22 protein-coding genes are annotated in these 22,935 nt (G+C 69.4%); 15 read left to right on the forward strand and 7 right to left on the reverse strand.

Going from position 1 to position 22,935, the window contains the following annotated elements; all coding sequences use genetic code 11:
- The first annotated feature begins 9 nt into the window (after nucleotides 1-9).
- From R6V09_RS16305 to R6V09_RS16320, 4 genes are all read left to right on the forward strand, one after another.
- Complete coding sequence (locus R6V09_RS16305; protein WP_317882149.1) at nucleotides 10-417, forward strand: roadblock/LC7 domain-containing protein; 408 nt, start codon at nucleotides 10-12, stop codon at nucleotides 415-417.
- The gene (locus R6V09_RS16310) at nucleotides 414-815 is read left to right on the forward strand and encodes a DUF742 domain-containing protein (protein ID WP_317882131.1); all 402 of its coding nucleotides are present in this window, start codon (nucleotides 414-416) and stop codon (nucleotides 813-815) included. Before R6V09_RS16305 ends, R6V09_RS16310 begins: the two co-directional genes overlap by 4 nt.
- Entirely contained in the window at nucleotides 796-1,416 is a 621-nt protein-coding gene (locus R6V09_RS16315; protein ID WP_317882132.1) for a GTP-binding protein, read from the forward strand. The genes R6V09_RS16310 and R6V09_RS16315 overlap by 20 nt, the downstream gene beginning before the upstream one ends.
- 96 nt (nucleotides 1,417-1,512) lie before the next feature.
- Nucleotides 1,513-2,985, forward strand: coding sequence for a cytochrome P450 (locus R6V09_RS16320; RefSeq protein ID WP_317882133.1), 1,473 nt, complete (start codon nucleotides 1,513-1,515; stop codon nucleotides 2,983-2,985).
- Between the two features lie 19 nt (nucleotides 2,986-3,004).
- Here R6V09_RS16320 and R6V09_RS16325 read toward each other — a convergent pair whose 3' ends face one another.
- Nucleotides 3,005-3,949, reverse strand: coding sequence for an RluA family pseudouridine synthase (locus R6V09_RS16325; protein WP_317882134.1), 945 nt, complete (start codon nucleotides 3,947-3,949; stop codon nucleotides 3,005-3,007).
- Nucleotides 3,950-4,853: 904 nt separating this feature from the next.
- On the opposite strand from R6V09_RS16325, the gene R6V09_RS16330 reads away from it, so the two are divergent.
- Together R6V09_RS16330 and R6V09_RS16335 are read left to right on the forward strand one after the other, a co-directional pair.
- Nucleotides 4,854-5,894, forward strand: coding sequence for a terpene synthase family protein (locus R6V09_RS16330; protein WP_317882150.1), 1,041 nt, complete (start codon nucleotides 4,854-4,856; stop codon nucleotides 5,892-5,894).
- 75 nt (nucleotides 5,895-5,969) lie between these two features.
- Nucleotides 5,970-7,331: a cytochrome P450 gene (locus R6V09_RS16335; protein WP_317882135.1), complete on the forward strand. Its 1,362-nt coding sequence runs from the start codon at nucleotides 5,970-5,972 to the stop codon at nucleotides 7,329-7,331.
- A gap of 129 nt (nucleotides 7,332-7,460) precedes the next feature.
- Here R6V09_RS16335 and R6V09_RS16340 read toward each other — a convergent pair whose 3' ends face one another.
- On the reverse strand, nucleotides 7,461-9,023 hold the full coding sequence (locus R6V09_RS16340; protein WP_317882136.1) for an amino acid permease: 1,563 nt from the start codon (nucleotides 9,021-9,023) through the stop codon (nucleotides 7,461-7,463).
- Between the two features lie 222 nt (nucleotides 9,024-9,245).
- Between R6V09_RS16340 and R6V09_RS16345 the strand changes: the two genes are divergently transcribed.
- The 3 genes from R6V09_RS16345 (at nucleotide 9,246) to R6V09_RS16355 (ending at nucleotide 11,838) form a co-directional block, all read left to right on the forward strand.
- On the forward strand, nucleotides 9,246-9,866 hold the full coding sequence (locus R6V09_RS16345) for a PadR family transcriptional regulator (protein WP_317882137.1): 621 nt from the start codon (nucleotides 9,246-9,248) through the stop codon (nucleotides 9,864-9,866).
- Nucleotides 9,867-10,048: 182 nt separating this feature from the next.
- A complete protein-coding gene (locus tag R6V09_RS16350; protein WP_317882138.1) occupies nucleotides 10,049-11,065 on the forward strand; it encodes an ATP-binding cassette domain-containing protein in 1,017 nt (338 codons plus the stop codon).
- Nucleotides 11,062-11,838, forward strand: a complete 777-nt coding sequence (locus R6V09_RS16355; RefSeq protein ID WP_317882139.1) for an ABC transporter permease — start codon at nucleotides 11,062-11,064, stop codon at nucleotides 11,836-11,838. Before R6V09_RS16350 ends, R6V09_RS16355 begins: the two co-directional genes overlap by 4 nt.
- Before the next feature lie 76 nt (nucleotides 11,839-11,914).
- On the opposite strand, the gene R6V09_RS16360 is transcribed toward R6V09_RS16355, so the two are convergent.
- The 3 genes from R6V09_RS16360 to R6V09_RS16370 form a co-directional block, all read right to left on the reverse strand.
- Nucleotides 11,915-12,760 carry a siderophore-interacting protein gene (locus tag R6V09_RS16360; RefSeq protein WP_317882140.1) on the reverse strand — a complete coding sequence of 282 codons (846 nt, stop codon included), beginning with the start codon at nucleotides 12,758-12,760 and terminating at the stop codon, nucleotides 11,915-11,917.
- Nucleotides 12,761-12,849: 89 nt separating this feature from the next.
- Entirely contained in the window at nucleotides 12,850-13,779 is a 930-nt protein-coding gene (locus R6V09_RS16365; protein WP_317882151.1) for a 5'-3' exonuclease, read from the reverse strand.
- 21 nt (nucleotides 13,780-13,800) lie between these two features.
- Entirely contained in the window at nucleotides 13,801-14,169 is a 369-nt protein-coding gene (locus R6V09_RS16370) for a hypothetical protein (RefSeq protein WP_317882141.1), read from the reverse strand.
- Between the two features lie 203 nt (nucleotides 14,170-14,372).
- Between R6V09_RS16370 and R6V09_RS16375 the strand changes: the two genes are divergently transcribed.
- The 4 genes from R6V09_RS16375 to R6V09_RS16390 all read left to right on the forward strand — a co-directional run bounded on the left by R6V09_RS16375 (nucleotide 14,373) and on the right by R6V09_RS16390 (nucleotide 18,926).
- Nucleotides 14,373-15,431, forward strand: a complete 1,059-nt coding sequence (locus R6V09_RS16375) for a quaternary amine ABC transporter ATP-binding protein (RefSeq protein WP_317882142.1) — start codon at nucleotides 14,373-14,375, stop codon at nucleotides 15,429-15,431.
- The gene (locus R6V09_RS16380) at nucleotides 15,424-17,247 is read left to right on the forward strand and encodes an ABC transporter permease/substrate binding protein (protein ID WP_317882143.1); all 1,824 of its coding nucleotides are present in this window, start codon (nucleotides 15,424-15,426) and stop codon (nucleotides 17,245-17,247) included. Before R6V09_RS16375 ends, R6V09_RS16380 begins: the two co-directional genes overlap by 8 nt.
- A 396-nt stretch (nucleotides 17,248-17,643) precedes the next feature.
- Nucleotides 17,644-18,207 carry a helix-turn-helix domain-containing protein gene (locus R6V09_RS16385; RefSeq protein WP_019066149.1) on the forward strand — a complete coding sequence of 188 codons (564 nt, stop codon included), beginning with the start codon at nucleotides 17,644-17,646 and terminating at the stop codon, nucleotides 18,205-18,207.
- Nucleotides 18,207-18,926, forward strand: coding sequence for a helical backbone metal receptor (locus R6V09_RS16390; RefSeq protein ID WP_317882144.1), 720 nt, complete (start codon nucleotides 18,207-18,209; stop codon nucleotides 18,924-18,926). The genes R6V09_RS16385 and R6V09_RS16390 overlap by 1 nt, the downstream gene beginning before the upstream one ends.
- Here the strand turns inward: R6V09_RS16390 and R6V09_RS16395 are convergent.
- On the reverse strand, nucleotides 18,838-19,962 hold the full coding sequence (locus tag R6V09_RS16395) for a TDT family transporter (protein ID WP_317882145.1): 1,125 nt from the start codon (nucleotides 19,960-19,962) through the stop codon (nucleotides 18,838-18,840). The two genes, R6V09_RS16390 and R6V09_RS16395, sit on opposite strands and share 89 nt — an antisense overlap.
- 70 nt (nucleotides 19,963-20,032) lie before the next feature.
- On the opposite strand from R6V09_RS16395, the gene R6V09_RS16400 reads away from it, so the two are divergent.
- Nucleotides 20,033-20,956, forward strand: coding sequence for a LysR family transcriptional regulator (locus R6V09_RS16400; RefSeq protein WP_317882146.1), 924 nt, complete (start codon nucleotides 20,033-20,035; stop codon nucleotides 20,954-20,956).
- A 649-nt stretch (nucleotides 20,957-21,605) separates the two neighbouring features.
- Nucleotides 21,606-22,574 (forward strand): phosphotransferase, encoded by a 969-nt coding sequence (locus tag R6V09_RS16405; protein WP_317882147.1) that lies wholly within the window; start codon nucleotides 21,606-21,608, stop codon nucleotides 22,572-22,574.
- On the opposite strand, the gene R6V09_RS16410 is transcribed toward R6V09_RS16405, so the two are convergent.
- Nucleotides 22,546-22,935 (reverse strand): gamma-glutamyl-gamma-aminobutyrate hydrolase family protein (locus tag R6V09_RS16410; protein WP_317882148.1); only part of this gene is annotated, 390 nt, incomplete at its 5' end. The two genes, R6V09_RS16405 and R6V09_RS16410, sit on opposite strands and share 29 nt — an antisense overlap.

Here is a 22,935-nt window from a genome sequence, read left to right on the forward strand (position 1 = left end):
GGACCTCAAGTGATCCAGCAGCGAGCCAACTTCGACTGGATGCTCAAGGAGCTCGCCGACGGCGTACCGGGCATCGAGATGATCGTGGTGCTCTCCGCCGACGGACTGCGGATCGCCCGCTACGGCGGCGACCCGGACGCCGCCGACCGGGTCGCCGCCGCCTGCGCGGGGCTGCAGAGCCTCGCGGGCGCCGTCGCCCACGAGATCCCGGACAGCGACGGCACGATGCGCATGGTCATCATCGAGATCAACGGCGGCTACTTCTATCTGATGGCGGCGGGCTCCAACGCCTATCTCGCGGTGCTCTCCGACGTGATCGCCGAACCCGGTCTCATGAGCAACCGCATGCGTGACCTGGTCGTCCGGATCGGCGCGCATCTCACCAGCCCGCCCAGGCGCAACGGGCAGACCGTATGACTCCTCCGCAACGCCGGCGGCGCCACCCCAAGGAACAGCCTCCGCCCGAGCCCCTCAAACAGGGCCCGCGCAAGGAGCCCGAGCGGCTGTACGTGCTCACCGGATCGGCAGAGGGGCGCGAGCGCGCCGCCCTCGACCTGGTCACGCTGATCGTGGCGCGCGCCGACCCACCGCCCGCCTCCACGCCGGAGCGGGCGGCGCTGATCAGGCTCTGTACCGCCCCCCTGTCCGTGGCCGAGCTGTCGGCCTATCTGAATCTGCCGTTCAGCGTGGTGACCGTCCTGCTCACCGAGCTGCTGACGGCCGAACTGGTCCAGGCGCGCGCCCCGATCGTGCGGCAGGCGATCGCCGACCGTTCCCTCCTCGAAGCGGTGATGCATGGACTTCAAAAGCTCTGACACCATCCCCGGGCCACGGACCGAGGACCATCTGCCGCAGACGGCACAGGCCGCGGTGAAGATCGTCATCGTGGGTGGTTTCGGGGTCGGCAAGACGACCATGGTCGGTTCGGTCAGCGAGATCAGGCCGCTGACCACGGAGGAGACCATGACGCAGGCCGGCGTCGGAGTCGACGACGACTACGGCTCCGAGACCAAGACCGCGACCACCGTCGCGATGGACTTCGGCCGCATCAGCATCACCGAGCAGCTGGTGCTGTACCTCTTCGGCACCCCCGGCCAGGAACGCTTCTGGTTCCTGTGGAACGGGCTGTTCGAGGGGGCGCTCGGCGCGGTGGTGCTGATCGACACCCGGCGGCTGGAGGTCAGCTTCGATGTCATAGGACGGCTGGAGGAGAGCGGCGTGCCGTTCGTCATCGCTGTCAACTCCTTCCCGGACGGGCCCCGTTATCCCGTCGAGGACCTGCGTGAGGCACTCGACCTGGCGCCGGAGATCCCCATCGTGGAGTGCGACGCACGTCGCCGGGCCTCCAGCCGGGACGTCCTGATGACCCTGATGACCTTCCTGCACTCGCTCGCGATGACGGGCTCGCTGACCTGATCCCGAGCCCGCCCCGCGTACTCGCGGCCGTAGTCCTGTCCCCCTGTCCCGAACTCCCCAGACATCGGACCCACTTCAGTTTTCGGAGCGACCACCGTGACGTCTGAACGACACTCCCCGACCGGTACGGACGACCCCACGCTCGGCCCGCCCCCCGGCTGCCCCGCACACGGCACCGGCCCCGGGGGACTGCACCGGCTGTACGGCCCCGAGGCGGAGGACCTGGGAGCCCTGTACGAGAAACTCCGCGCCGAGCACGGCGTGGTGGCCCCCGCCCTGCTCCACGAGGACGTGCCGATCTGGGTGGTGCTCGGTCACGGCGAGAACATGCACATGGTGCGCACCCCCTCGCAGTACACCCGCGACACCCGGTTGTGGAGTCCCTTGCAGGACGGCACGGTCAAGCCGGATCACCCGCTCATGCCGATCGTCGCCTGGCAGCCCATCTGCTGCCACGCCGAGGGTGACGAGCACCTGCGGCTGCGCGGCGCGGTCACCGGCGCCATGTCGACCATCGACCACCGGGGCATCCGCCGCTACATCAACCGCGCGACCCAGCACCTCGTCAACAAGTTCTGCGAGGCGGGCAGGGCCGATCTGGTCAGCCAGTTCGCCGAGCACCTGCCGATGGCGGTGCTGTGCGAGATCCTCGGCATGCCGGACGAGTACAACGACCGGATCGTGCAGGCCGCCCGCGACATGCTCAAGGGCACCGAGACCGCCATCGCCAGCAACGCGTACATCATGGACGTCCTGATGCGGCTCACCGTCCGCCGCCGGGCCGAACCCAAGGACGACTTCACCAGCCACTTGATCAACCACCCGGCGGGGCTGACCGACGAGGAGGTCGGCCACCACCTGCGCGTCGTCATGATCGTCTCGTACGAGGCCACCACCAACCTGCTCGCCAACGTACTGCGAGTGGTACTCACCGACCCGGGGTTCCGCGCCCGGCTCAACGGCGGCCAGATGACGGTGCCCCAGGCGGTCGAGCAGTCCCTGTGGGACGAGCCGCCGTTCAGCACCATCCTCCCCTACGTCGCCAAGCAGGAGACCGAGCTGGGCGGCCAGCGCATCCGCAAGGGTGATGGCCTCATCCTGGGCATCGCGCCGGGCAACGTCGACCCACGCGTGCGCCCCGACCTCAAGGCCAACATGCAGGGCAACCGCTCCCACCTGGCTTTCAGCGGTGGTCCCCACGAGTGCCCGGGCCAGGACATCGGCCGTGCCATCGCCGACGTGGGCGTCGACGCGCTGCTGACCCGCCTCCAGGACGTCCAACTCGCCTGCGAGGAGCACGAGTTGCGCTGGAGGGAGTCCATCTCGAACCGGCACCTGGTGGAACTGCCGGTGAAGTTCGCGCCGAAGCCCCAGCAGGACGTCACGCAGCGGCCCTCCGTCAACCCGGTGCCGCCGCAGCGCCCGAACAACTGGCAGGTCGGCACGCCACAGCCGCAGCCACAGTCCACAGCGCCGGAGCCCGCGGCTCCGATGCCGGCGGCGATGCCCGAACTGGGAAGTCGGCCGGGCGTGTTCCGGCGCCTCCTGCGCTGGTGGCGCGGAGACTGAGCCGACCGGGGTACCCGGGCTACCCGGCCCACTCCTCGTACGACGACCAGGCCTGCAGCACACGCGGGCTGACGAACCGGTGCGCGCGCCCAGTGACCGGATCGGTGAACTCCAGGACCCGCGCCAGCAGTTGGAGCGGACGCCGGAAGTCACCGGCCGCCACGGGGCCGGTCACCACGGGATAGAGGGGGTCGCCGAGAATCGGCACTCCCAATGCCGTCATGTGCACCCGTAGTTGGTGCGTCTGCCCGGTGCGGGGACGCAGCCGATAGCGAGCCAGCCCATCGTCCCGCTGCTCCAGCAACTCCACGTCGCTGACGGCATTGGGCTCGCCCTCGACCTCGCGCGCCGCCATGACCCCACGCTCCTTCACGATCCGGCTGCGCACGGTGCGTGGCAGGGCGAGCGCCGGATCGTACGGGGCGACGGCCTCGTACTCCTTGGCGATGAGCCGGTCGCGGAACAGTGACTGGTAGCTGCCGCGCTCCGCGGGGCGCACGGTGAACAGGAGCAGCCCGGCGGTGAGCCGGTCCAGGCGATGGGCGGCGCCCAGCGCGGGCAGGTCCAGTTCCCGGCGCAGCCGCGCGAGCGCGGTCTCCGTGACATGGCTGCCGCGCGGTGTCGTGGCCAGGAAGTGTGGCTTGTCGGCGACGACGATGTGCTCGTCGCGGTACACGACGTCCAGTGCGAACGGCACCGGCACCTCGGGCGGCAGGTCCCGGTGGAACCACACGAACATGCCTGGTACGTACGCCATGTCACGCGGCACGGCACGCCCGTCGGCGTCCACGACCCGGCCTGCGTCCAGCATTCCGTCGATCACCCCCGCCCCGGCCGCGAGCCGCTCCACCAGATGATCACGCACGGTGGCCCACGCCGCTCCCTGCGGCAGTTTCACCCGCGCCGCATCGACCCCGTCGCGCTGCGGCAGGGGGGAGGGCGGGATCGGGCTTCTGCGGCTCATCACGATCAAGGGTACGAGGAGGCACTGACAGCGGGGGGACGAACCGTCGGAGAGCGGGATGCGGGGGCTGGATCGACCGGGGTTCAAGGCCTGGCAGGGCAAGGGCAACGCGCAGACAGCGCACAGCGGGCCGGCATCGACGCGATAGCGACCGCCTGCTGGGGCGCGCGGCGCTGCGGAGCATCGTGCGCGCCGACGGCTGCGCCGAACTCGCCTGCTGGACCGCGCCGTTGGCCCGGCGCGGGGCGTCGCCCTGCGTGCGACGGGCACCCTGGCTGCCTGGCTGACTGACTCGCTGGCTTGCCGGTTCTCGACGAGATCGGCTTTCACCGCCTCGAACTCCTCCATCCGGACGGCCGGCACGATATGCACCTGCACGCGTACGTGCAGCGCGATTGACGCTACGCGCGTGTGCCGGTCTGTTCCTGTCTCCGGTGCGCTCGCCCTTCGCCAACCGACGGCTGCGCCAATACACCGCCAGAGGCGTGAATTCGTCCGGGGCATATGACCGCATTGGCAATCGCCCCTGGCACTCGCGAGGTCCCGAGGGGGGCGTGCGCATCCTGATCGCGCGACCGTCCAAATGTGCGCGCAACACGTTCATGTCTGAATCAACGACGGCCACTTCCGGTCTGGACGGAACTGCGTTCTGATAGAAGCTGTACCGCTGAAGCCGGCGCGTCCTACTCGCGCCATCGCTGTCGCCATCGCGGAAGGAGGAGTCCGTGGCGCCACTTGTCCTGCCTTCGGCCACCAGCGCTTCGGCCTGTCCTCGAACGTCACCGTGAAGCACCGATTGTCCACCAACTCCTCGGCTTCTCGCCGCGAGAGCAGGCAACCCGCGCCACGCCCCAACCGCCTCAGCCGACTCCGGCGCCATAGACATGGAGGACCAGTGCTCGCCATGATCCCGACGTATGCGGAGCCCAACCCCCCGGCCGTAAGTCCGTACAGTCGGCGGATAGAAGAATACGTCCGCTCGCTCGGCGAGAGTCTCGGGCTGGCAGAGACACAGGGCGGCCGGAAGCGGCTGGAAGCGGGCTATGGGAAATTTGTTGCCTGGACCTATCCGGAAGCTTCATTCCGTGATCTCTGCCTCTGTGCGGAATGGCTTTTCGTCACCTTCATCCTGGACGACTTACACACGTTGAAGATCTACGATGACCCGGAAGCCTGGGCTCCGGTCCACAGGCGCCTGATGGGCATCATCAACACCGGAAAAGACCCTGCTCCCGCACAGGAGCAGACTCCTTTCACGAGGGCGCTCACGGATCTTTCCATCCGTACTGGTGAAAGGCTCTCTCCGGCGCTTCACGGACGGCTGAACCGGCACCTGGACCTGTTCTTCCAAGGATTCACCGAGGAGTCCGAGAATCGGTTCCGCGGAACTCCCCCCGGGATCGACAGTTTCACTCAGACCAGGCGATTGTCGGTGGGTATGGAGTTCGGCTTCGATCTGGTCGAACTCAGCCAGCGCGCGGAGGTGCCCGAAAGCATCTACGAGACGGGCCTGTTCAGGGAGATCGTCGAAGCTGCGAGCGATGTGGTTGCTTGGCAGAACGACTTGCATTCCATTCGCCTGGATGGCATACGTGGAGATTTCCACAATGTCGTCATCGTCATGCAACATGCCGGCGGACTCTCGCTGCAGGAAGCCATCGCCTCGGCCGTTGCCAAGGTCCAGGAGCGAGTGGCCGACTTCCTGGCCGCCGAAAAGCGGCTCTGGCCCTTCCTGAAGAGCCGTGGTGTGCCGTCCGGCACCCGTGAAGAGATCCTGCACGTCACTGCCGGAATGCGGCAGTGGACGAATGGATGCCTGCGTTGGTACGGGAACACCACGCGCTACGAGATCCCCGTCACCTCGGACGAGTCGGATCAACAGCATGCTCATCTGCAGGAGATGCTCCCGAGCCGGGATCGTGCATCCGCGCGCAGTGGTGGGTGACCGGCAAGGAGCACCCCTGGCTCACTCGATGCCGGCCTTCACGAGGCTCCCATCCCAAGGAGGGCGAAACACGTCATGGCAACTGACCTTGAAGGCATCACACAGGCTCCAGGGGCACTGCCGATCGTCGGGCATCTGTTTCCCCTGCTCCGTGACCCGCTGCGTTTCCTGAACACCCTCCCCGCCCACGGTGATTTGGTACAGATACGGCTGGGTCCACAAACGGCTGTCGTGGTCTGCCGGCCTGAACTCGTCCAGGAAGTTCTCCTGCACGACCGCATGTACGACAAGGGCGGACCCATCATCGAACGGATCGGAAATGCGCTTGGGAACGGCCTTGCTTCGTGCCCTCATAGCGCCCATCGACGACAGCGACGCAGCTTGCAGCCGGCCTTCTCCCGCACGTGCCTGCGTGAATACGCCGCCATCATGTCCCAGCAAATCGACACGCTCGCAATCAGCTGGAGTGACGGACAGACTGTCGACGTAGCGGCGCAGATGTACGATTTCGCGAGTGACACCATTGCTCGAACCTTGTTCACGGCTGAAGCCGCGGGACCCGCAGTGGACACCGTCAAGGAATGTCTGCCAGAAATCTTTCGAGGTATCTACCAGCAGGCTGTCCTCCCGCCTTCGCTGAGCCGTCTGCCGATTCCCCCGAACTTGCGCTATGAGCGGGCTCGTAATCGAGCATGGGCCGCGGTCAGCAAGACCATCAGCCTGTACCGGCAAGACGATGAGACCCACGGCGATGTGCTTTCGATGCTCCTCAAAACGCAGGACGACGCAGGAGGATCCCTCGGCGACGCCGAGATCCACGCGCAGATCATGACCCTGCTAGTCGCCGGCATCGAATCCACTGCAGTGGCACTTACCTGGGCTCTGCACCTCCTGTGCCAGAACTCCGATGTCCAAGAGCGATTGCGCACCGAGACGGTCAAGGTTCTCGGCACCCGAACTGCCACTTGGGATGATCTTCCCCAGCTCGACCTGGCGCGCCGGGTCATCACCGAGACGCTACGCCTCTATCCTCCCGGATGGATCTTGACACGAACGACCAGCACCGAAGCCCGGCTGGCGGACGCCGTGATCCCGCCCGAGACCACCCTCATCTACAGCCCGTATCTCATCCATCATGACGAGCGATTCAATCCACGCCCCGACTGCTTTGATCCCGACCGGTGGCTTCCGGAACAGCAACACGTGCGCGGTGCTTTCATTCCGTTCGGTGGAGGCGCGCGCAAGTGCATCGGTGAGAGCTACGCGATGACCTTGGCGACACTCGCCCTGTCCACGATCGTGTCCCAATGGCGGTTCTCGCGTGTGGGCCATCAACTGCCGCATATCGAACCCCGTATGACCCTGACCCCGCACGGGGTCCAGGTCCGAGCGGAGTGTCTGCAGGGAACCCACGCCGACGGCACAGTCACCGGATGAGGCGGCCCTCAACGATGTCGCCCTAGGCGGTCAGGCCCACCGGCAGTTCTACCGGTGGGCCTGAGTGGTCCTGTGCTTGCGGCCTTGGAGCGTCTTTCCCTCAATGAGGACACCACGGCGCGGCGGCGTTCAGCCCGATTCCGCAGGCACCGCCAGCGGTGCCCCTTCCTCCGCACTGCGCCCTTGACGTGCCCCCAGCCACCGGTACAGGCACCCCAGTCCCACCGTGACCACCAGGAACAACACCGTGAACCACTGGAAGTACCAGTGCCCGCCCGCCGGGTCGTACACCGCGGCCCGCGGCCACGCCAGGTTGACGGTCATGACGAGGCCGTAGAGCAGTGCCAGGGCGTTGACCGGCACCCCCCACCGGCCCAGGGAGAACAGCCGGGCGCCCGTCTCGTCCGTGCCCTCCGTGGTGAACTCGCCGCGCAGGCGGCGGATCAGCAGGGGGCCCGTGACCATCGCGTAGGCCAGGTACAGCATCACGATGCAGGTGGTGCCGATGGCCAGGAAGGCGTCCGGGGAGGCGAAGTTGAGGAGGAGCAGGGCCGCCGCGAGGACGCCGACGACCAGGGCGGGGGCGCTGGGCATTCCGGTGCGGGGGTTGACCTTGGACAGGCGGGCGGAGAAGGGGAGTTGGCCGTCTCGGGCCATCGAGAAGAGCATGCGGCAGGCCGCCGTCTGGATGGCGAGGGTCGCCACCGCGATCGCCACCACCACGTCGGCCAGCAGGGCCTTGCCGACGCCGTCGCCGAGGCTGCTCGTCAGGACGTAGCTGAGGCCGTCGACGCCCAGGTGGCCGTCGGTCAGGCTGGGCGCGGCGAGCAGGCCGCCGAGGATGATCAGGCCGCCGAGCAGGCCCGCTGCGGTGAGCGCGGTGAGGATCGTGCGGGGCGCGGTGCGGCGGGGGTTGTGGGTCTCCTCGCTCATCTCGCCCGCGCTGTCGAAGCCGATCATCACGTACGCCGCCGTGAACGAGCCGACCAGCAGCGCGCCGAGCAGGCCGCTCTCCAGGCTGCCGGTCGTGTGGAAGGTGATGCTCGGGGTGCGGTTCGAGTGGGTCAGGAGGAGGACGATGATCAGGATCGCGCCGATGATCTCCGCCGTCACTCCGACGCGGTTGATCACCGACATCACGCGGTTGTCGAGGATGTTCACCAGGGTCGTCAGGATCAGCAGGATCACGCCGAGGACCGCCGCGTTGGCCGCGCCGTCCGGTGAGGTGGGCGCGGGGTCGGTGCCCACCAGCTGGAAGCCCGACCAGATCGCGGGGAGCACCATCTGGAGCGCGAGCGCCGCCGCGGCCACGACCACGATCTGGCCGATCACCATGATCCAGCCGGCGAACCAGCCGAAGGTCGCGTTGGAGAGGCGCGAGGACCACTGGTAGATCGCGCCCGAGATCGGATAGCGCGCGGCCAGTTCCGCGAAGCAGGCGGCCACCAGCAGCTGGCCGGCCAGCACGATCGGCCAGGCCCAGAAGAAGACCGGGCCGCCGAACGCGTACCCGAAGGCGAAGAACTGGAAGACGGTCGTCAGTACGGAGATGAAGGAGAACCCGGCCGCGAACGACGCGTACCGGCCGAGGCTGCGATGCAGCTCCTGGCGGTAGCCGAACTCGGCGAGGGAGGCGTCGTCGGGGGAGTGGGGCGGATCGGGGCGTACGTCGGAGGGGGTGGTTGTGGCCACGGCGGCACCTGCCTTCGGCGCGAATTCCTGTCGGGTGACAGAAATTAGGGACGGCCTGTTTCGGACGCGTCACGCGACGGTGTCCATGGCGGGCCCAAGTCCTCACGCCCTTGCCCACGCCGCAAAATCGCGATACATCGTGTATTGACGTTCCGCGGCGACTCGCGATATGTTCGGCAACGGATATTCGGACGCGATGAGTGGGTGGAGGTGGTGGTCCCGGTGGCCGCGAAGCGTCGCAAGCTCAGCAACCCGCTGGCACTCGCCGTGCTGGTGACCCTCTGTCAAGGCCCCATGCATCCGTACGAGATCGCCCAGACCCTGCGCCGCCAGGGCAAGGACACCAGCACGAAGATCAACTACGGCTCGCTCTACACGGTCGTGCAGAACCTGGAGAAGTACGGCTTCGTCGAGGTCGCCGACATAGAGCGCAAGGGCAACCGCCCCGAGCGCACGGTCTACGGACTGACCGGCGCCGGGCGCGAGGAGATGACCGAGTGGCTGTCGGAGCTGCTGGCCCGCCCGGTCAAGGAGTTCCCCATCTTCGAGACGGCCCTCTCGCTGCTGGGCGCCCTGCATCCCGACGAGGTGGCGACGCTCCTGGAGGAGCGGGTGAAGAACCTGGAGGTGCAGGCGGCCGGTGAGCGCGGGGCGCTGGAGAAGCTCTACGAGTCGGTGCCCCGGCTGTTCCTGATCGAGGTCGAGTACCAACTGCACATGATCGAGGCGCAGACCGAATGGGTCCGCGGCTTCCTGGAGGAGCTCAGGAAGGGCTCGATGCTCGGCGTCGAAGGCTGGCGCCACTTCCACGAAACGGGGGAACCGCCACCGGAGTTCACCTAGCGAAGACTGACCCCGACAGGGCTGTTGCAGCAGCCCGGCCGGGGTCACGAACCCCGAGACCGACCCACCGTGCGGCAAGCCAGGCGATCGAGGTGCGGCACACCCAGGATAGCCCGGCGCTCTGCACGCGGATCAGTCGTGACCTTTCACATCTCACATCCGCTCATTCATGGAGAGCTGTCATGGGCAGTACCCGTGCGCCCGCAGTAGCGGCACGCCAACTGATCAAGACCTATCCCGGCGACGTCACCGCCCTCAACGGCATGGACGTCACCGTCGAGCCCGGCACCGTCTTCGGCCTCCTCGGGCCGAACGGCGCCGGCAAGTCCACCACCGTCAAGATCCTCACCACCCTGGCCAGGCCCGACTCGGGCACGGCCACCGTCGCCGGCCACGACGTGCTGCGCCACCCGGACCGGGTGCGCCGCGCGATCGGCGTGGTCGCCCAGAACTCGGGCGCCGACCCGACGGCGACCGGCCGCGAGAACCTCCAACTCCAGGGCAGGCTCTACGGCTTGAAGGGCGCCGCCCTCACGGAACGGGTGGACGAACTCCTCGACCGCTTCACTCTCGCCGACGCCGCACGGCGCCCGGTGAAGGGCTACTCCGGCGGAATGCGCCGCCGCCTGGACGTGGCGCTCGGCCTGGTGCACCGTCCCGAGGTGCTCTTCCTGGACGAGCCCACCACCGGTCTCGACCCCGAGGCCCGCACCGCGATGTGGGACGAGATCGGCCGGCTCGCGGGGGAGGAGGGGCTGACCATCCTGCTCACCACGCACTACCTCGAAGAGGCCGACCGGCTCGCCGAGCGCATCGCGATCGTCGACCGCGGCCGGGTCGTCGTGGAGGGCACCCCCGACTCCCTCAAGGGCGAACTCCGGGGCGACGCCGTCCACTTGGAGCTGCGCGAAGCGGTCGGCGACGCCGGTCGTACGCTGCTCAGGAGCACCCTCGTCGGACTGCCGGGCGTGCACGAGGTGCTGGTCGACGGACGCCGGGTCAGTGCCCGCGCCGACGACGGAGCAGCCGCGATGCCCGTCCTGCTGGCGGCGTTCGAGCGGGTCGGCGTCGGGGTCGCCGCCGCGACCGTCGCCCGCCCCTCGCTCGACGACGTCTATCTCCGCTACGCCGGCCGCCGTTACTCCGAGGCCGGCGCGGACAGCACCGAGCACCTCGCCGTCGCCGGAGGTGTGCGATGAGCACCGCCGTCTCCCAGACCTGGTACATGACGCAGCGTCAACTCATGGTGTTCGTACGGCAGCCCGCCTTCGCGGTCATCACCCTCATCCAGCCGGTGATCTGGCTGTTCCTCTTCGGCAGCCTCTTCAAGAAGGTCGTCGAACTCGGCGGCTTCGGGACCACCTCGTATCTGGACTACCTCGTCCCCGGCGTGGTCGCGATGAGCGCCCTCAGCTCCAACATGTGGGCGGGCATGGGCACGTTGGAGGAGATCCAGCGCGGCACCCTCAACCGCTTCCTGACCACCCCGGTCAGCCGGGCCGCGCTGATGAACGGCAATGTCGTCAACAACGGACTGGTCACCGCACTCCAGTCGGTGATCATCGTCCTGCTCGGACTGCTGGGCGGCGCCGACTACCCGGGCGGCGTCGGCGGCATCGCGATCCTGGTCGTGGCCTCGGTACTGCTCGGCACCATATTCGGGGCGCTGTCGAACGCGCTCGGCATGCTGGTGCAGCAGCGGGAGTCGATCATCGGCATCAACACCTTCCTGCTGCTGCCGCTGACGTTCCTGTCGAGCGCCTTCATGGCGCCCTCGCAGATGCCCTCGTGGATGCGGCACACAGCCGACTTCAACCCGCTCAACTGGGCGATGGTGGCGGGCCGTTCGGCGATGTCCGAGCATCCCGACTGGGGTGACGTGCTCAGCCGGGGCGGTGCGCTGCTGGGGCTCGCGGTGGTGGCGGTGTGGCTGTCGATCCGTACGTTCAGGTCGTATCAGCGGTCCGTATAGAGGCACGCGAAACCGGGGCACAACCAAGGGGCGTCCCCTCGAAGTCGTTCGAAGGCGGCGCCCCTCTCCACCCGTTCTAGGCGGCTGCCGTAGCACCCTCCTGCTCGGCCTCGATCTTCGCGTTCCAGTCGCGCTTGGAGGCCTGCCAGCCGTCCTCGTTGTGGCCGAGCCGCCAGTAGCCGGAGATCGACAGGTCCTCGCGCGGGATCGCGGACTCGACGCGCAGCAGGGCCCGCAGGTCCTTCACGAAGGCCGCCTCGCCGTGTACGAACGCGTGCACGCGGCCCTCCGGGAACTCCAGGGCCCGTACCGCCTCGACGAGCGCCTCGCCGACGGGACGGTCCCCGCGGTGCAGCCAGACGACCTCGATGTCGGAGTCGATCTTCTGCTCCTCCTCGGGGCCGGAGATCTCCACGAAGGCGTGTGCCACGGCGCCCTCGGGCAGCGACTCCAGGGCGCGGGCGATCGCGGGCAGCGCGCTCTCGTCCCCGGCGAACAGGTGCCAGTCGGCGCCCGCGTCGGGGGCGTAGGCGCCGCCGGGGCCCATGAAGTGGACGGTCTCGCCCGGCTGGACGCGGGTGGCCCAGGGGCCGGCGAGGCCCTCGTCGCCGTGGATCACGAAGTCCAGGGTCATTTCGAGGTGCTCGGGGTCCCAGGCGCGCACGGTGTAGGTCCGGGTCACCGGCCACTGCTCGCGCGGGAACTCGGCGCGGATGCGCTCCATGTCGAAGGGCTCGGGGTAGGTGGCGCCCCCGGCCGGGAAGAGCAGCTTCACGTAGTGGTCGGTGCAGGTGTCCGCCGAGAACTCGGCAAGACTCTCGCCACCGAGCACCACGCGCTGCATGTGAGGAGTCAGGCGCTCGGTGCGGACGACCTGCGCGGAGTGGGGCTTACGCGGCTTCCGTGCCGGACGTTCTGCCATGACGGCCTCCCAGATTCCCATGCTTAGGCTTACCTAAGCTAGCACTACATTCTCTGTGAAAGGCAAGAAAGAAAGGGCAAGAACAATGCTTACGCGCCCAGCGTGGTGAGCAGTCGCTGCAATGATCCGCCCAGCCCCCAGCGTTCCGCCAGTGCGCCCACCAGCTCCGGATCGCGCGGGGCGTGCGGCAGGGTGGGGTCGACATCGGGCAGCGGCACGTCGTCCGCGACCCGTACGACCTTGGGCGCGACCGCGACATACGGCCGCGCCTCGTCGAGGCGCTTGCGCTGCGAAGGGGTCAGCTTGGACTTGGGGTCGTCGATCGCCGCCATGATCCCGGGCACGTCACCGAACTCGGCGAGGAGCTTGGCCGCCGTCTTCTCGCCGATCCCGGGCACCCCCGGCAGACCGTCGCTGGGGTCGCCGCGCAGCAGCGCCAGATCCACGTAACCGCGGCCGTCGACACCGTACTTCTCGCGCAGCACCGCCTCGTCGGTGAGCTGGAGGGAGCCGACACCCTTGATCGGATACAGGACGCGGATGCCGCGGGCGTCGTCGACGAGCTGGTACAGGTCGCGGTCACCGGTGACGATGTCCACCGGGCCCTTGGCCAGGGCCGTGAACGTGCCGATCACGTCGTCGGCCTCGTACGGCTCTACGCCCACCCGCGCGATACCGACCGCGTCGAGGACGGCCTCGATGATCGGGACCTGCGGGGAGAGCGTGTCCGGCACCTCCTCCGCGTCCGGGCCGCTCTCGCGCACCTCGGCGACGCGGTGCGCCTTGTAGGTGGGGATCAGATCGACCCGCCACTGGGGCCGCCAGTCCGCGTCCATGCACGCGACCAGCTGGTCGGGCCGGTGGTCCTTGACCAGCCTGTCGATGAATTCGAGCAGCCCGCGCACGGCGTTCACCGGCGTCCCGTCCGGTGCCTTCACGGACTCCGGGACGCCGAAGTAGGCGCGGAAGTAGAGCGAGGCGGTGTCGAGGAGCATCAGTCGTCCGGTCACGTCACGCATCATGCCGCACGACGCCCACGGTCACGTACTGGCACGGGCCGGCAGTGTCAACAGCCATGTCCAGCGCGGACGTTCCGTGACCAGGGTGGCGGCGGCGAGCACGGACACCAGGACGGCGGCCCACAGCGGCATGATCCACCAGGCGGCGACCAGGGCGCTGGCGACCTGGAGCAGCACGAGGAGGATCGTCACCCACCCCGGGACGGCGACGACCACGTGCGCCTTGTCACCCGGAGTGGTGAAGACGCTCGGCAGTCCGATCAGCACCACCAGCGACAGCACGGCCAGCGGCCACGAGTGTCCGGAGAGGGCCCAGGGCATGCCGATCCAGGCGACGAGCTCCGTACTGAAGCGCAAAGCCGACGGCACACGGTCGTCCGGTCGTTCCACGACAGCCCCCCACGGTCCCCGACAGCGGCATCGTCGGTGATCCTACGGCGCGAGTGACCTGGCCCACTCCGTGTTTGCGTCGGTGAAGCGAGGGCAGGCGCGGCCTCGGAGCGGTGCCGGTTGCACATTCAACTGCCGATGGGCCGTCAGGCCCCTGGCCCTCGCCATCGCCTCCGCGTCCTGCCCCCGAACGAGAGGTACGCGTGTCAGCCAGGCTAGAAGCCGAACACCTGCACAAGGTGTTCGGCAGACGACCCGACCAGGCAGTCGAACGGCTCCGAGCAGGAGCCGACCGGGAGGAACTGCGCGCCGACGGCACCACCGCGGCCGTGATCGACGCCTCCTTCTCCGTCGCACCCGGCCAGATCTTCGTCGTCATGGGCCTGTCCGGCTCCGGCAAGTCCACGCTCCTGCGCATGCTCAACGGACTCCTGGAGCCCACCGCCGGCCGCGTCCTCTTCGACGGCCAGGACCTCACCGCGCTCACCGACCGCGAACTGCGCGAGGTCCGCGCCCACAAGATCAGCATGGTCTTCCAGCACTTCGCGCTCTTCCCGCACCGCAGTGTCCGCGAGAACGCCGCCTACGGCCTCGAAGTGCAGGGCGTGCCCCGCGCCGAGCGCGAAGCCCGCGCCGGCAAGGCCCTCGCCCTGTGCGGCCTGGCCGGCTGGGAGGACTCCTGGCCCGACGAGCTGTCCGGCGGAATGCAGCAACGCGTCGGCCTGGCCCGGGCGCTCGCCACCGACGCCGACCTGCTCCTCATGGACGAGTCCTTCAGCGCCCTCGACCCGCTGATCCGCCGGGACATGCAGGACCAACTCCTTGAACTGCAGAAGTCGTTGAAGAAGACGATCGTCTTCATCACCCACGACCTCAACGAGGCCATGCGCCTCGGCGACCGTATCGCCGTCATGCGCGACGGCAGGATCGTCCAGACCGGCACCGCCGAGGACATCCTGCTGCGCCCCGCCAACGACTACGTCGCCTCCTTCATCCAGGACGTCGACCGCTCCCGGGTGCTGACCGCGTCCGCCGTCATGGACACCGGCGTCGACGGCCACGAGGCCGACTGCGACTGCGAGACCGCCGCGCCCGACACCTCCTTCACCGACCTGTGCGCCCTCAGCGCCCGCCTCACCCACCCGGTCGCGGTGCTCGACGCGGCCGACGAGGTCGTGGGAGTCGTACCGCAGGAGCGCCTGGTCGCGTTTCTCGGCGGGGACTCCGGCACGGAGCAGGAGCAGGTGACCGCCTGTGCCTAGGCTCCCGCTCGGTGACTGGGTCGACTCCGGTGTCGACTGGCTGGTCGCCCACATGTCCTGGCTCTTCGACGCGATCAAGACGGTCGTCGAGGGCATGTACGACGGCGTCAACACGGTCCTCACCGCGCCCGAACCCCTGCTCCTCGCGGGCATCCTGGCGGTGCTCGCCTGGTGGCTGCGCGGGCTGGTCGCGGGTGTCCTGGCCTTCGCCGGGTTCCTGCTGATCGACTCGCTCGACCTGTGGGACCGGTCCATGTCGACCCTGGCCCTGGTGCTGGTCGCGACCGTCATCGCCCTGGTGATCTCGATCCCGCTGGGCATCTGGGCGGCCCGCTCCAAGACGGTCAGCGCGGTCGTACGGCCCGCCCTCGACCTGCTCCAGACGATGCCGTCGATGGTGCTGCTGATCCCGGCGATCCTCTTCTTCGGGCTCGGCACCTCCGCCGGCGTCATCGCCACCCTGATCTTCGCGCTCGCCCCCGGCGTCCGCATGACCGAGCTGGGCATACGGCAGGTCGACGCCGAACTCGTAGAAGCGGCCGAGGCGTTCGGCACCTCACCGCGCGACACACTCCTGCGCGTCCAACTACCCCTGGCACTCCCGACGATCATGGCGGGCGTCAACCAGGTCATCATGCTCGGACTGTCGATGGTCGTCATCGCCGGCATGGTCGGCACCGGCGGTCTCGGCGGCGCGGTCAACGAGGCCATCGGCCGGCTCGACATCGGATTCGGTTTCGAGGCGGGCGTCGGCATCGTTGTCCTCGCCATCTACCTCGACCGGATGACCGGCGCGCTCGGCACCCAGATCTCCCCGCTGGGCCGCAGGGCCGCCGCCAAGGCCCGCGCGGCGGAGAGCACCAAGCCCTGGAACTACCGCCCCCGCCCCGCGTTCGCCGTGATCGGCGTGGTCGTCCTCGCTCTGGTGGCCGGCGGCCTGGGCGTCTTCGGTTCCTCCTCCGGCACGAAGGCGACCTCCGCCACGGACGTCGGCAAGGGCAAGGAGATCACCATCGGCTACATCCCCTGGGACGAGGGCATCGCCTCCACCTTCCTCTGGAAGGAACTCCTGGAGGAGCGCGGCTACAAGGTGACGACCACCCAGTACGCGGCCGGTCCGCTCTACACCGGCCTCGCCACCGGCCAGGTCGACTTCCAGACCGACTCCTGGCTGCCCACCACGCACGCCGAGTACTGGAAGAAGTACGGCAAGCAGCTCGACGACCTCGGCAGCTGGTACGGCTCCACGTCCCTGGAGCTGACCGTCCCGTCGTACGTGAAGGACGTCAACTCCCTCGCCGACCTCAAGGCCCACGCCTCCGAGTTCGGCGGCAAGATCACCGGCATCGAACCGAGCGCCGGAATGATGGGCATGCTCAAGACCAAGGTCCTCAAGGAGTACGGCCTCCAGGGCTCCTACGACGTCGTCGACGGCTCCACCCCGGCGATGCTGGCCGAGCTGAAGCGCGCGTACGCCAAGAAGCAGCCGATCGTCGTCACGCTCTGGTCGCCGCACTGGGCGTACAGCGACTACAAGCTGAAGAAACTCACCGACCCGAAGGGCACCTGGGGCAAGGGCGACGGCGTGCACACCGTGGCCCGCAAGGGCTTCGCCGCCGACAACCCCGACGTCGGCAAGTGGCTGAAGGACTTCCGCATGACCGAGGCGCAGCTCACCGGTCTGGAGGCGCAGATCCAGAAGTCCGGCAAGGGCCAGGAGCAGGCCGCCGTCCGCACCTGGCTGAAGCAGCACCCGAGCTTCGTGGACCAGTGGGCCCCGGTCACAAAGAACCAGCAGAGCCAGGCGGCCGGGTGACCTGACAGTCCCGCAGCCGCCGCCCCAGAGGTGGGCCCCACCGCACGTTCCCCCCTTCGTGCGGCGGGGCCCACCTTTCTCGGTGCCCCTGTCCGGCACGAAAAGGATTCGGCCAACCACATAGCGCTACGAAGCCCCGCAATCGGGCCCGCGATGTGAGCGGGAACACAGGCGACCGCGTACGCATTGAAGAGTAGGGACGAACTCACACGCTGATAGAGGGGCGGCGGGCCCTCGCACACTGGCCAGAACTGTGAAGTCCGATCGCACGCTGTGTGACGTGGATGTGACAGGCGCATGAAACGGTTTGCCGAACATGCGTAGGGTGCAGAGAACTCATCAGAGGCAGTTTCAGAACCAACCGCAGGCCGACGAGCGAAGGAGGGAGCCGGAGCGATGGGCGACCACAAAGAACAGCCCCTTCGGGTGGGTGCGGCCGTACGGCGGCGGCGCCGCGCGCTGGACCTGACGCTCGCCGTCGTGGCCGAGCGCAGCGGTCTGTCGGTGCCCTTCCTGAGCCAGGTCGAGAACGACCGGGCGCGCCCCAGCCGGAGTTCCCTGGAGAAGGTGGCCGACGCCCTGCGCACCACGGCCGTCGAACTCCTCGCCGCCGCCGACCCCGCGTGCAGCGTGGACGTCGTACGCGCCGAGGAACCCGAGTCGGCCGCACCCCGGATGCGTTCGCTGGTACGGGGTCATCACCAGCTGCACGCCTCGGAGTTCACCGGTGACCATGACGCCGGACGCGAATTCCAGCACCGCAACGACGAGTTGATGTACGTCGCGGACGGCGCCGTCGAGATCGAGGCGGAGGGACGCGCGTACCGTCTCGTGCGCGGCGACACGATGTACCTGACCGGCGGGGTGCGGCACCGCTGGCGCGCGACCGTGCCGGACACCCGGGTCGTCGTGGTCGCGGTGGCCGAGCACATCGAGGCGGTCCAGGACCGCCCGCGCTGATGCGCGTCGTCTCGCTGGTGCCGTCCCTGACGGAGGCAATAGCCGTATCGCTGCCGGGAGTTCTGGTCGGCGCGACGGACTGGTGCAGCCATCCGCCCGGCCTGGACGTCACCCGCGTCGGCGGCACCAAGAACCCGAAGCTCGACCCGATCCTCGCCCTCGCACCCGACCTGGTGGTCGCCAACGAGGAGGAGAACCGCGAGCCCGACCTGACGGCCCTGCGCGAGGCGGGTGTCGGTGTCCTGGTCACGGAGGTCCGTGATGTCCCGGGGGCCTTCCGTGAACTGGACCGGGTCCTCGACGCCTGCGGAGCATCGCCACGACCGCGCTGGCTGGACGAGGCCGAGCGGGCATGGGCCGAACTCCCGGCCCCCGAGCGCCGGTTGACCGCCGTCGTCCCCGTCTGGCGCCGCCCGTGGATGGTGCTCGGCCGGGACACCTTCGCGGGCGATGTGCTGTCCCGTCTGGGAGTCGACCACGCGTACGCGACGCACGCCGAGCGCTACCCGCGTGTCACCGTGGACGAACTACGGGCGGCGGAACCGGAGTTGGTGGTCCTCCCCGACGAGCCGTACCGCTTCACGGCCGAGGACGGACCGGAGGCCTTCCCCGGCCTGCCCTGCGCGCTCGTCAGCGGCCGGCACCTGACGTGGTACGGGCCGTCACTGGCCGAAGCGCCACGGGTACTGGCCGCGGCCCTGCGAGCAGCTCGCCGCTGACCAGACCCCGGGCCGTCTGCGCGGCGGCGGTGACCCAGGCGACGACGAGCACGCCGTACAGGACGACGGCGAGCCCGTCGTAGACGGCCAGTCCGGTGTGCCGGGCCAGGGACTCCGCGCCGGTGACGCAGGTGCCGACCGGGAAGGTGAACGCCCACCAGGTCATCGCGAAGCCCATGCCCCGGCGCCGGGCGCGCACCACGTGCGCGGTGGCGAGGGCGAACCAGAGCAGCGCGAAGCCCATGACGGGGACGCCGTAGAGAACGGCGAGGAGGCTGAAGCCCTGGGCGTACGCGGCCGGTACGACACCGGGGGCGAAGTCCGCGAACTTGCCGACGGCGGTGGTGGATTGACCGAGCGGGCCGAGCACCAGGAACAGCGTCGGGGTCAGCGCGAGGGGCAGCGGTCCGCCGGTGACCAGCCGGGCGAAGACCAGCGGCAGCATCAGGAGCGTGGCGAGCAGACTCAGCCCGAACATCGCGAAGCAGGCGAGGAGCAGTGTCTCCCGGGGCTGTCCGGGCGGCAGATGGGGCACCAGCAGCGGCCCGAGGGCGGCGGACACCATGGGCGCGACGACGGGCAGCAGCCACACCGGGGTCGCCTCCGAGGGGTGCACGTGATGCCGTACGGCCATCAGGTACGGGACGGCCACGGCGGCCACCAGCCCGACGACCGTACCGGCCCCGAACAGCACGGCGTCGAGGACGACCGCCGCCCGCAGCCCGATCCAGTCCTGCCCGACGACCAGGGCGCCGCCGCCCACCGCCAGCAGGGCCATCGCCAGGCAGCCGTAGAACGGGGCCGTCGCCGGGTCCTGGAGATGGGCGCGGGCCTGGTCGCGGTGGTGGGTCCAGTGCAGGGTGCGGGCGGCGAGCAGGGTCAGGAGGAGGGCGAGGGAGAGGGCCCAGACGGTGGTGCAGGCCGTGCGCAGTCCCGGGAGGTGGAGGGGGAGCCCGGCGCCGGCCGTGGCGACGATGGCGGTGCCCATGACGGACGCGTACCAGTTGGGTCCGAGGTGACGAACTGCGGTGACCATGTGTCCAGCGTCTCGTCGGCTGAGACAGGCGACCAGGGAGTATGTGTCTATGGGGACATAAACTGGATTTATGAGCAGTGGCGAGACGGATGGTCAGCGGGAAGGGTCGATAGCGCACCGGGTGCCGGACCTGGGCGCGCTGGAACTGCTCCTGGCGGTGGCCCGGCTCGGCAGCCTCGGTGGCGCGGCACGCGAGCTCGGCATCACCCAGCCGGCGGCCAGCAGCCGGATCCGCTCCATGGAACGGCAGCTCGGCGTGGCACTCGTGGACCGCTCCCCGCGCGGCTCACGCCTGACCGACGCCGGCGCTCTGGTCACCGACTGGGCCCGCCGGGTCGTCGAGGCCGCCGCCGCCTTCGACGCGGGCGCCCAGGCGCTACGGCACCGACGCGACTCCCGGCTCCGCGTCGCCGCGAGCATGACCATCGCGGAGTACCTGCTCCCCGGTTGGCTCCTGGCTCTGCGCTCTCAACGCCCCGACACGGCGGTGTCGTTGCTGGCGGGCAACTCCACGACGGTCGCGGAACAGCTGCTGTCCGACGAGGCGGACCTCGGCTTCGTGGAGGGTCTGTCGGTCCCGCCCGGCTTGGACTCCACGGTGATCGCCCACGACCATCTGATCGTCGTGACGGCCCCCACCCATCCCTGGGCCCGCCGCCGACGCCCCGTCCCCGCAACGGAGTTGGCGTCGACACCGCTGATCCTCCGGGAAAAGGGCTCGGGCACACGCCAGGTACTGGACGCGGCGCTGGGCGGTCTGGCCCGCCCGTTGATCGAGTTGTCCTCCACTACGGCGGTCAAGGCATCGGCGGTGAGCGGAGCGGGGCCGGCTGTCCTGAGCGAACTGGCGGTGGGCGAGGAACTGTCGACGCGACGTCTGGTCCGCATACCGGTGGAGGGAGTCACCCTGGCCCGCGACCTCAGAGCGGTCTGGCCAACGGGCCACCGACCGACGGGCCCGGCCCGCGAACTCCTGTCCCTGACCCGGGGTTAGCGCCCGGCCCCGGGGGCTCCGCCCCCAGACCCCCGACCTATGCCCACCCACCACCCGACTCGGTGGGTCGAGAAGTGCGTGACCCCGGCTCGGTGGGGCGGGGGGTGTGCGGCCTCGGCTCGGGAGGGCGGGAGTTGCGGTATCCCGGCTCGGTGGGTCGAGTGGTGCGCCACCCCGACCTGGTGGGTCGAGAAGTGCGTCACCCCGGCTCGGTAGGCCGGGGGGTGTGCGACTTCGGCTCGGGAGGGCGAGAGGTGCGGTATCGCGGCTCGGTGGGGCGGGGGGTGTGCGGCCTCGGCTCGGGAGGGCGAGAGGTGCGGTATCCCGGCTCGGTGGGTCGAGTGGTGCGCCGCCCCGGCTCGGTGGGTCGAGTGGTGCGCCGCCCCGACCCGGTGGGTCGAGTGGTGCGCCGCCCCGACCCGGTGGGTCGAGTGGTGCGTCACCCCGACCCGGTGGGTCGAGAGGTGCGCCGCCCTGACCCGGTGGGTCGAGAAGTGCGTCACCCCGACCCGGTAGGTCGAGAAGTGCGCCACCCCGACTCGGAGTAGTCAAAAGGTCCGCCACCCCAGCCCGGACCCAGCCCGGAGCACGAGCAGCGGTGGCGAAAACCCTTGGCGCACCCCCGCCGAACTCCCGCACCATGAACCGCATGTCTCTTCCCACCGCCCCGCCCGCCACCGGCGTCCGCACCCCCTGGGAAGCGCTCCCCGCCCACGTCCGCGACGCCGGCGCGCGGCTGCTCGGCTCGGTCGTGACGCGTGCCGTCACTCAGCCCGGCGGCTTCTCCCCGGGTACCGCCGCTCGGGTGCGGACCGCCGACGGCACTCGTGCCTTCGTCAAGGCGGTCAGTGCCGAGGTCAACCCGCACAGCCCGAAGCTGCACCGCACGGAGGCCGGCAACGCCGCGGCTCTCCCGCCCGCGGTTCCCGCCCCTCGCCTCCTCGGCACCCATGACGACGGCACCTGGGTTGTCCTGGTCTTCGAGGAGGTGGTGGGGCGGCAGCCTCATGTCCCTTGGCGGGAGGGCGAGTTGGTGCGGGTGCTGCGTGCCGTGGAGGAGCTGGGGCGCGTTCTCACGCCTTCTCCCGTGGCCGCCCCGCCCGTGGCCGAGAGCCTCGCGGGCGCCTTCGACGGCTGGCGGCACCTGCTCGACGGCGCGGTGGGCGACGTCACCGGACGACTCGACCCGTGGACGGTCGCGCACCTCGCCGAACTGGCCCAACTCGCCGCCCCCTGGGCCGAGTCCGCGTCCGGCGACACCCTCGCGCACGCCGATCTGCGCGCGGACAACATGCTGCTCACGGACGACGGCGGGGTCGTCTTCGTCGACTGGCCGCACGCCGTCCGCGCCGCCCCCTGGTTCGACCTGCTGGTCATGCTCCCGTGTGTGCGAGCCCAAGGCGGCCCGGATCCCGAGGAGTTGTTCACCCGGCATCCCCTCGCCCAGGGCGCGGACCCGTTCGGTGTCACCGCCACCCTGGCTGGACTCGTCGGCTTCTTCGTCGAGCACTCGCTGCGGCCCCCGCCGCCTGGCCTGCCCACCCTGCGCGCCTTCCAGCGGGCGCAGGGCGACGCGGCCCTCGGCTGGCTCAGGAAGCGGTGGGAGACGGCGTCGTAGCGACCGTGGCCGCTGCCACCAGCGCCCGCATCACGCGCAGGTCCTCGCCCATCTCCGGATGCCACTGCACCCCCAACACCCAGTCGGCGGAGGGGAGTTCGACGGCTTCCACGGTGCCGTCCTCGGCCCAGGCCGACACGACGAGGCCCGCGCCCAGCCGGTCCACGGCCTGGTGGTGGAACGTCGGTACGGACATCTCCTCCGGCACCGCCGCCGCGTACCGCGTTCCCGGCACCGGCTTGACCGGGTGCCGGCCGAAGACTCCCGGTGTCTCCGCGTGCCCGTCGATGTGCTGGACGAGGGTGCCGCCCACCGCGACGTTCAGCAGCTGCATGCCCCGGCAGATGCCCAGCAGGGGCAG

Source organism: Streptomyces sp. W16 (genome assembly GCF_033194735.1).
In the GTDB taxonomy this organism is placed as follows: domain Bacteria; phylum Actinomycetota; class Actinomycetes; order Streptomycetales; family Streptomycetaceae; genus Streptomyces.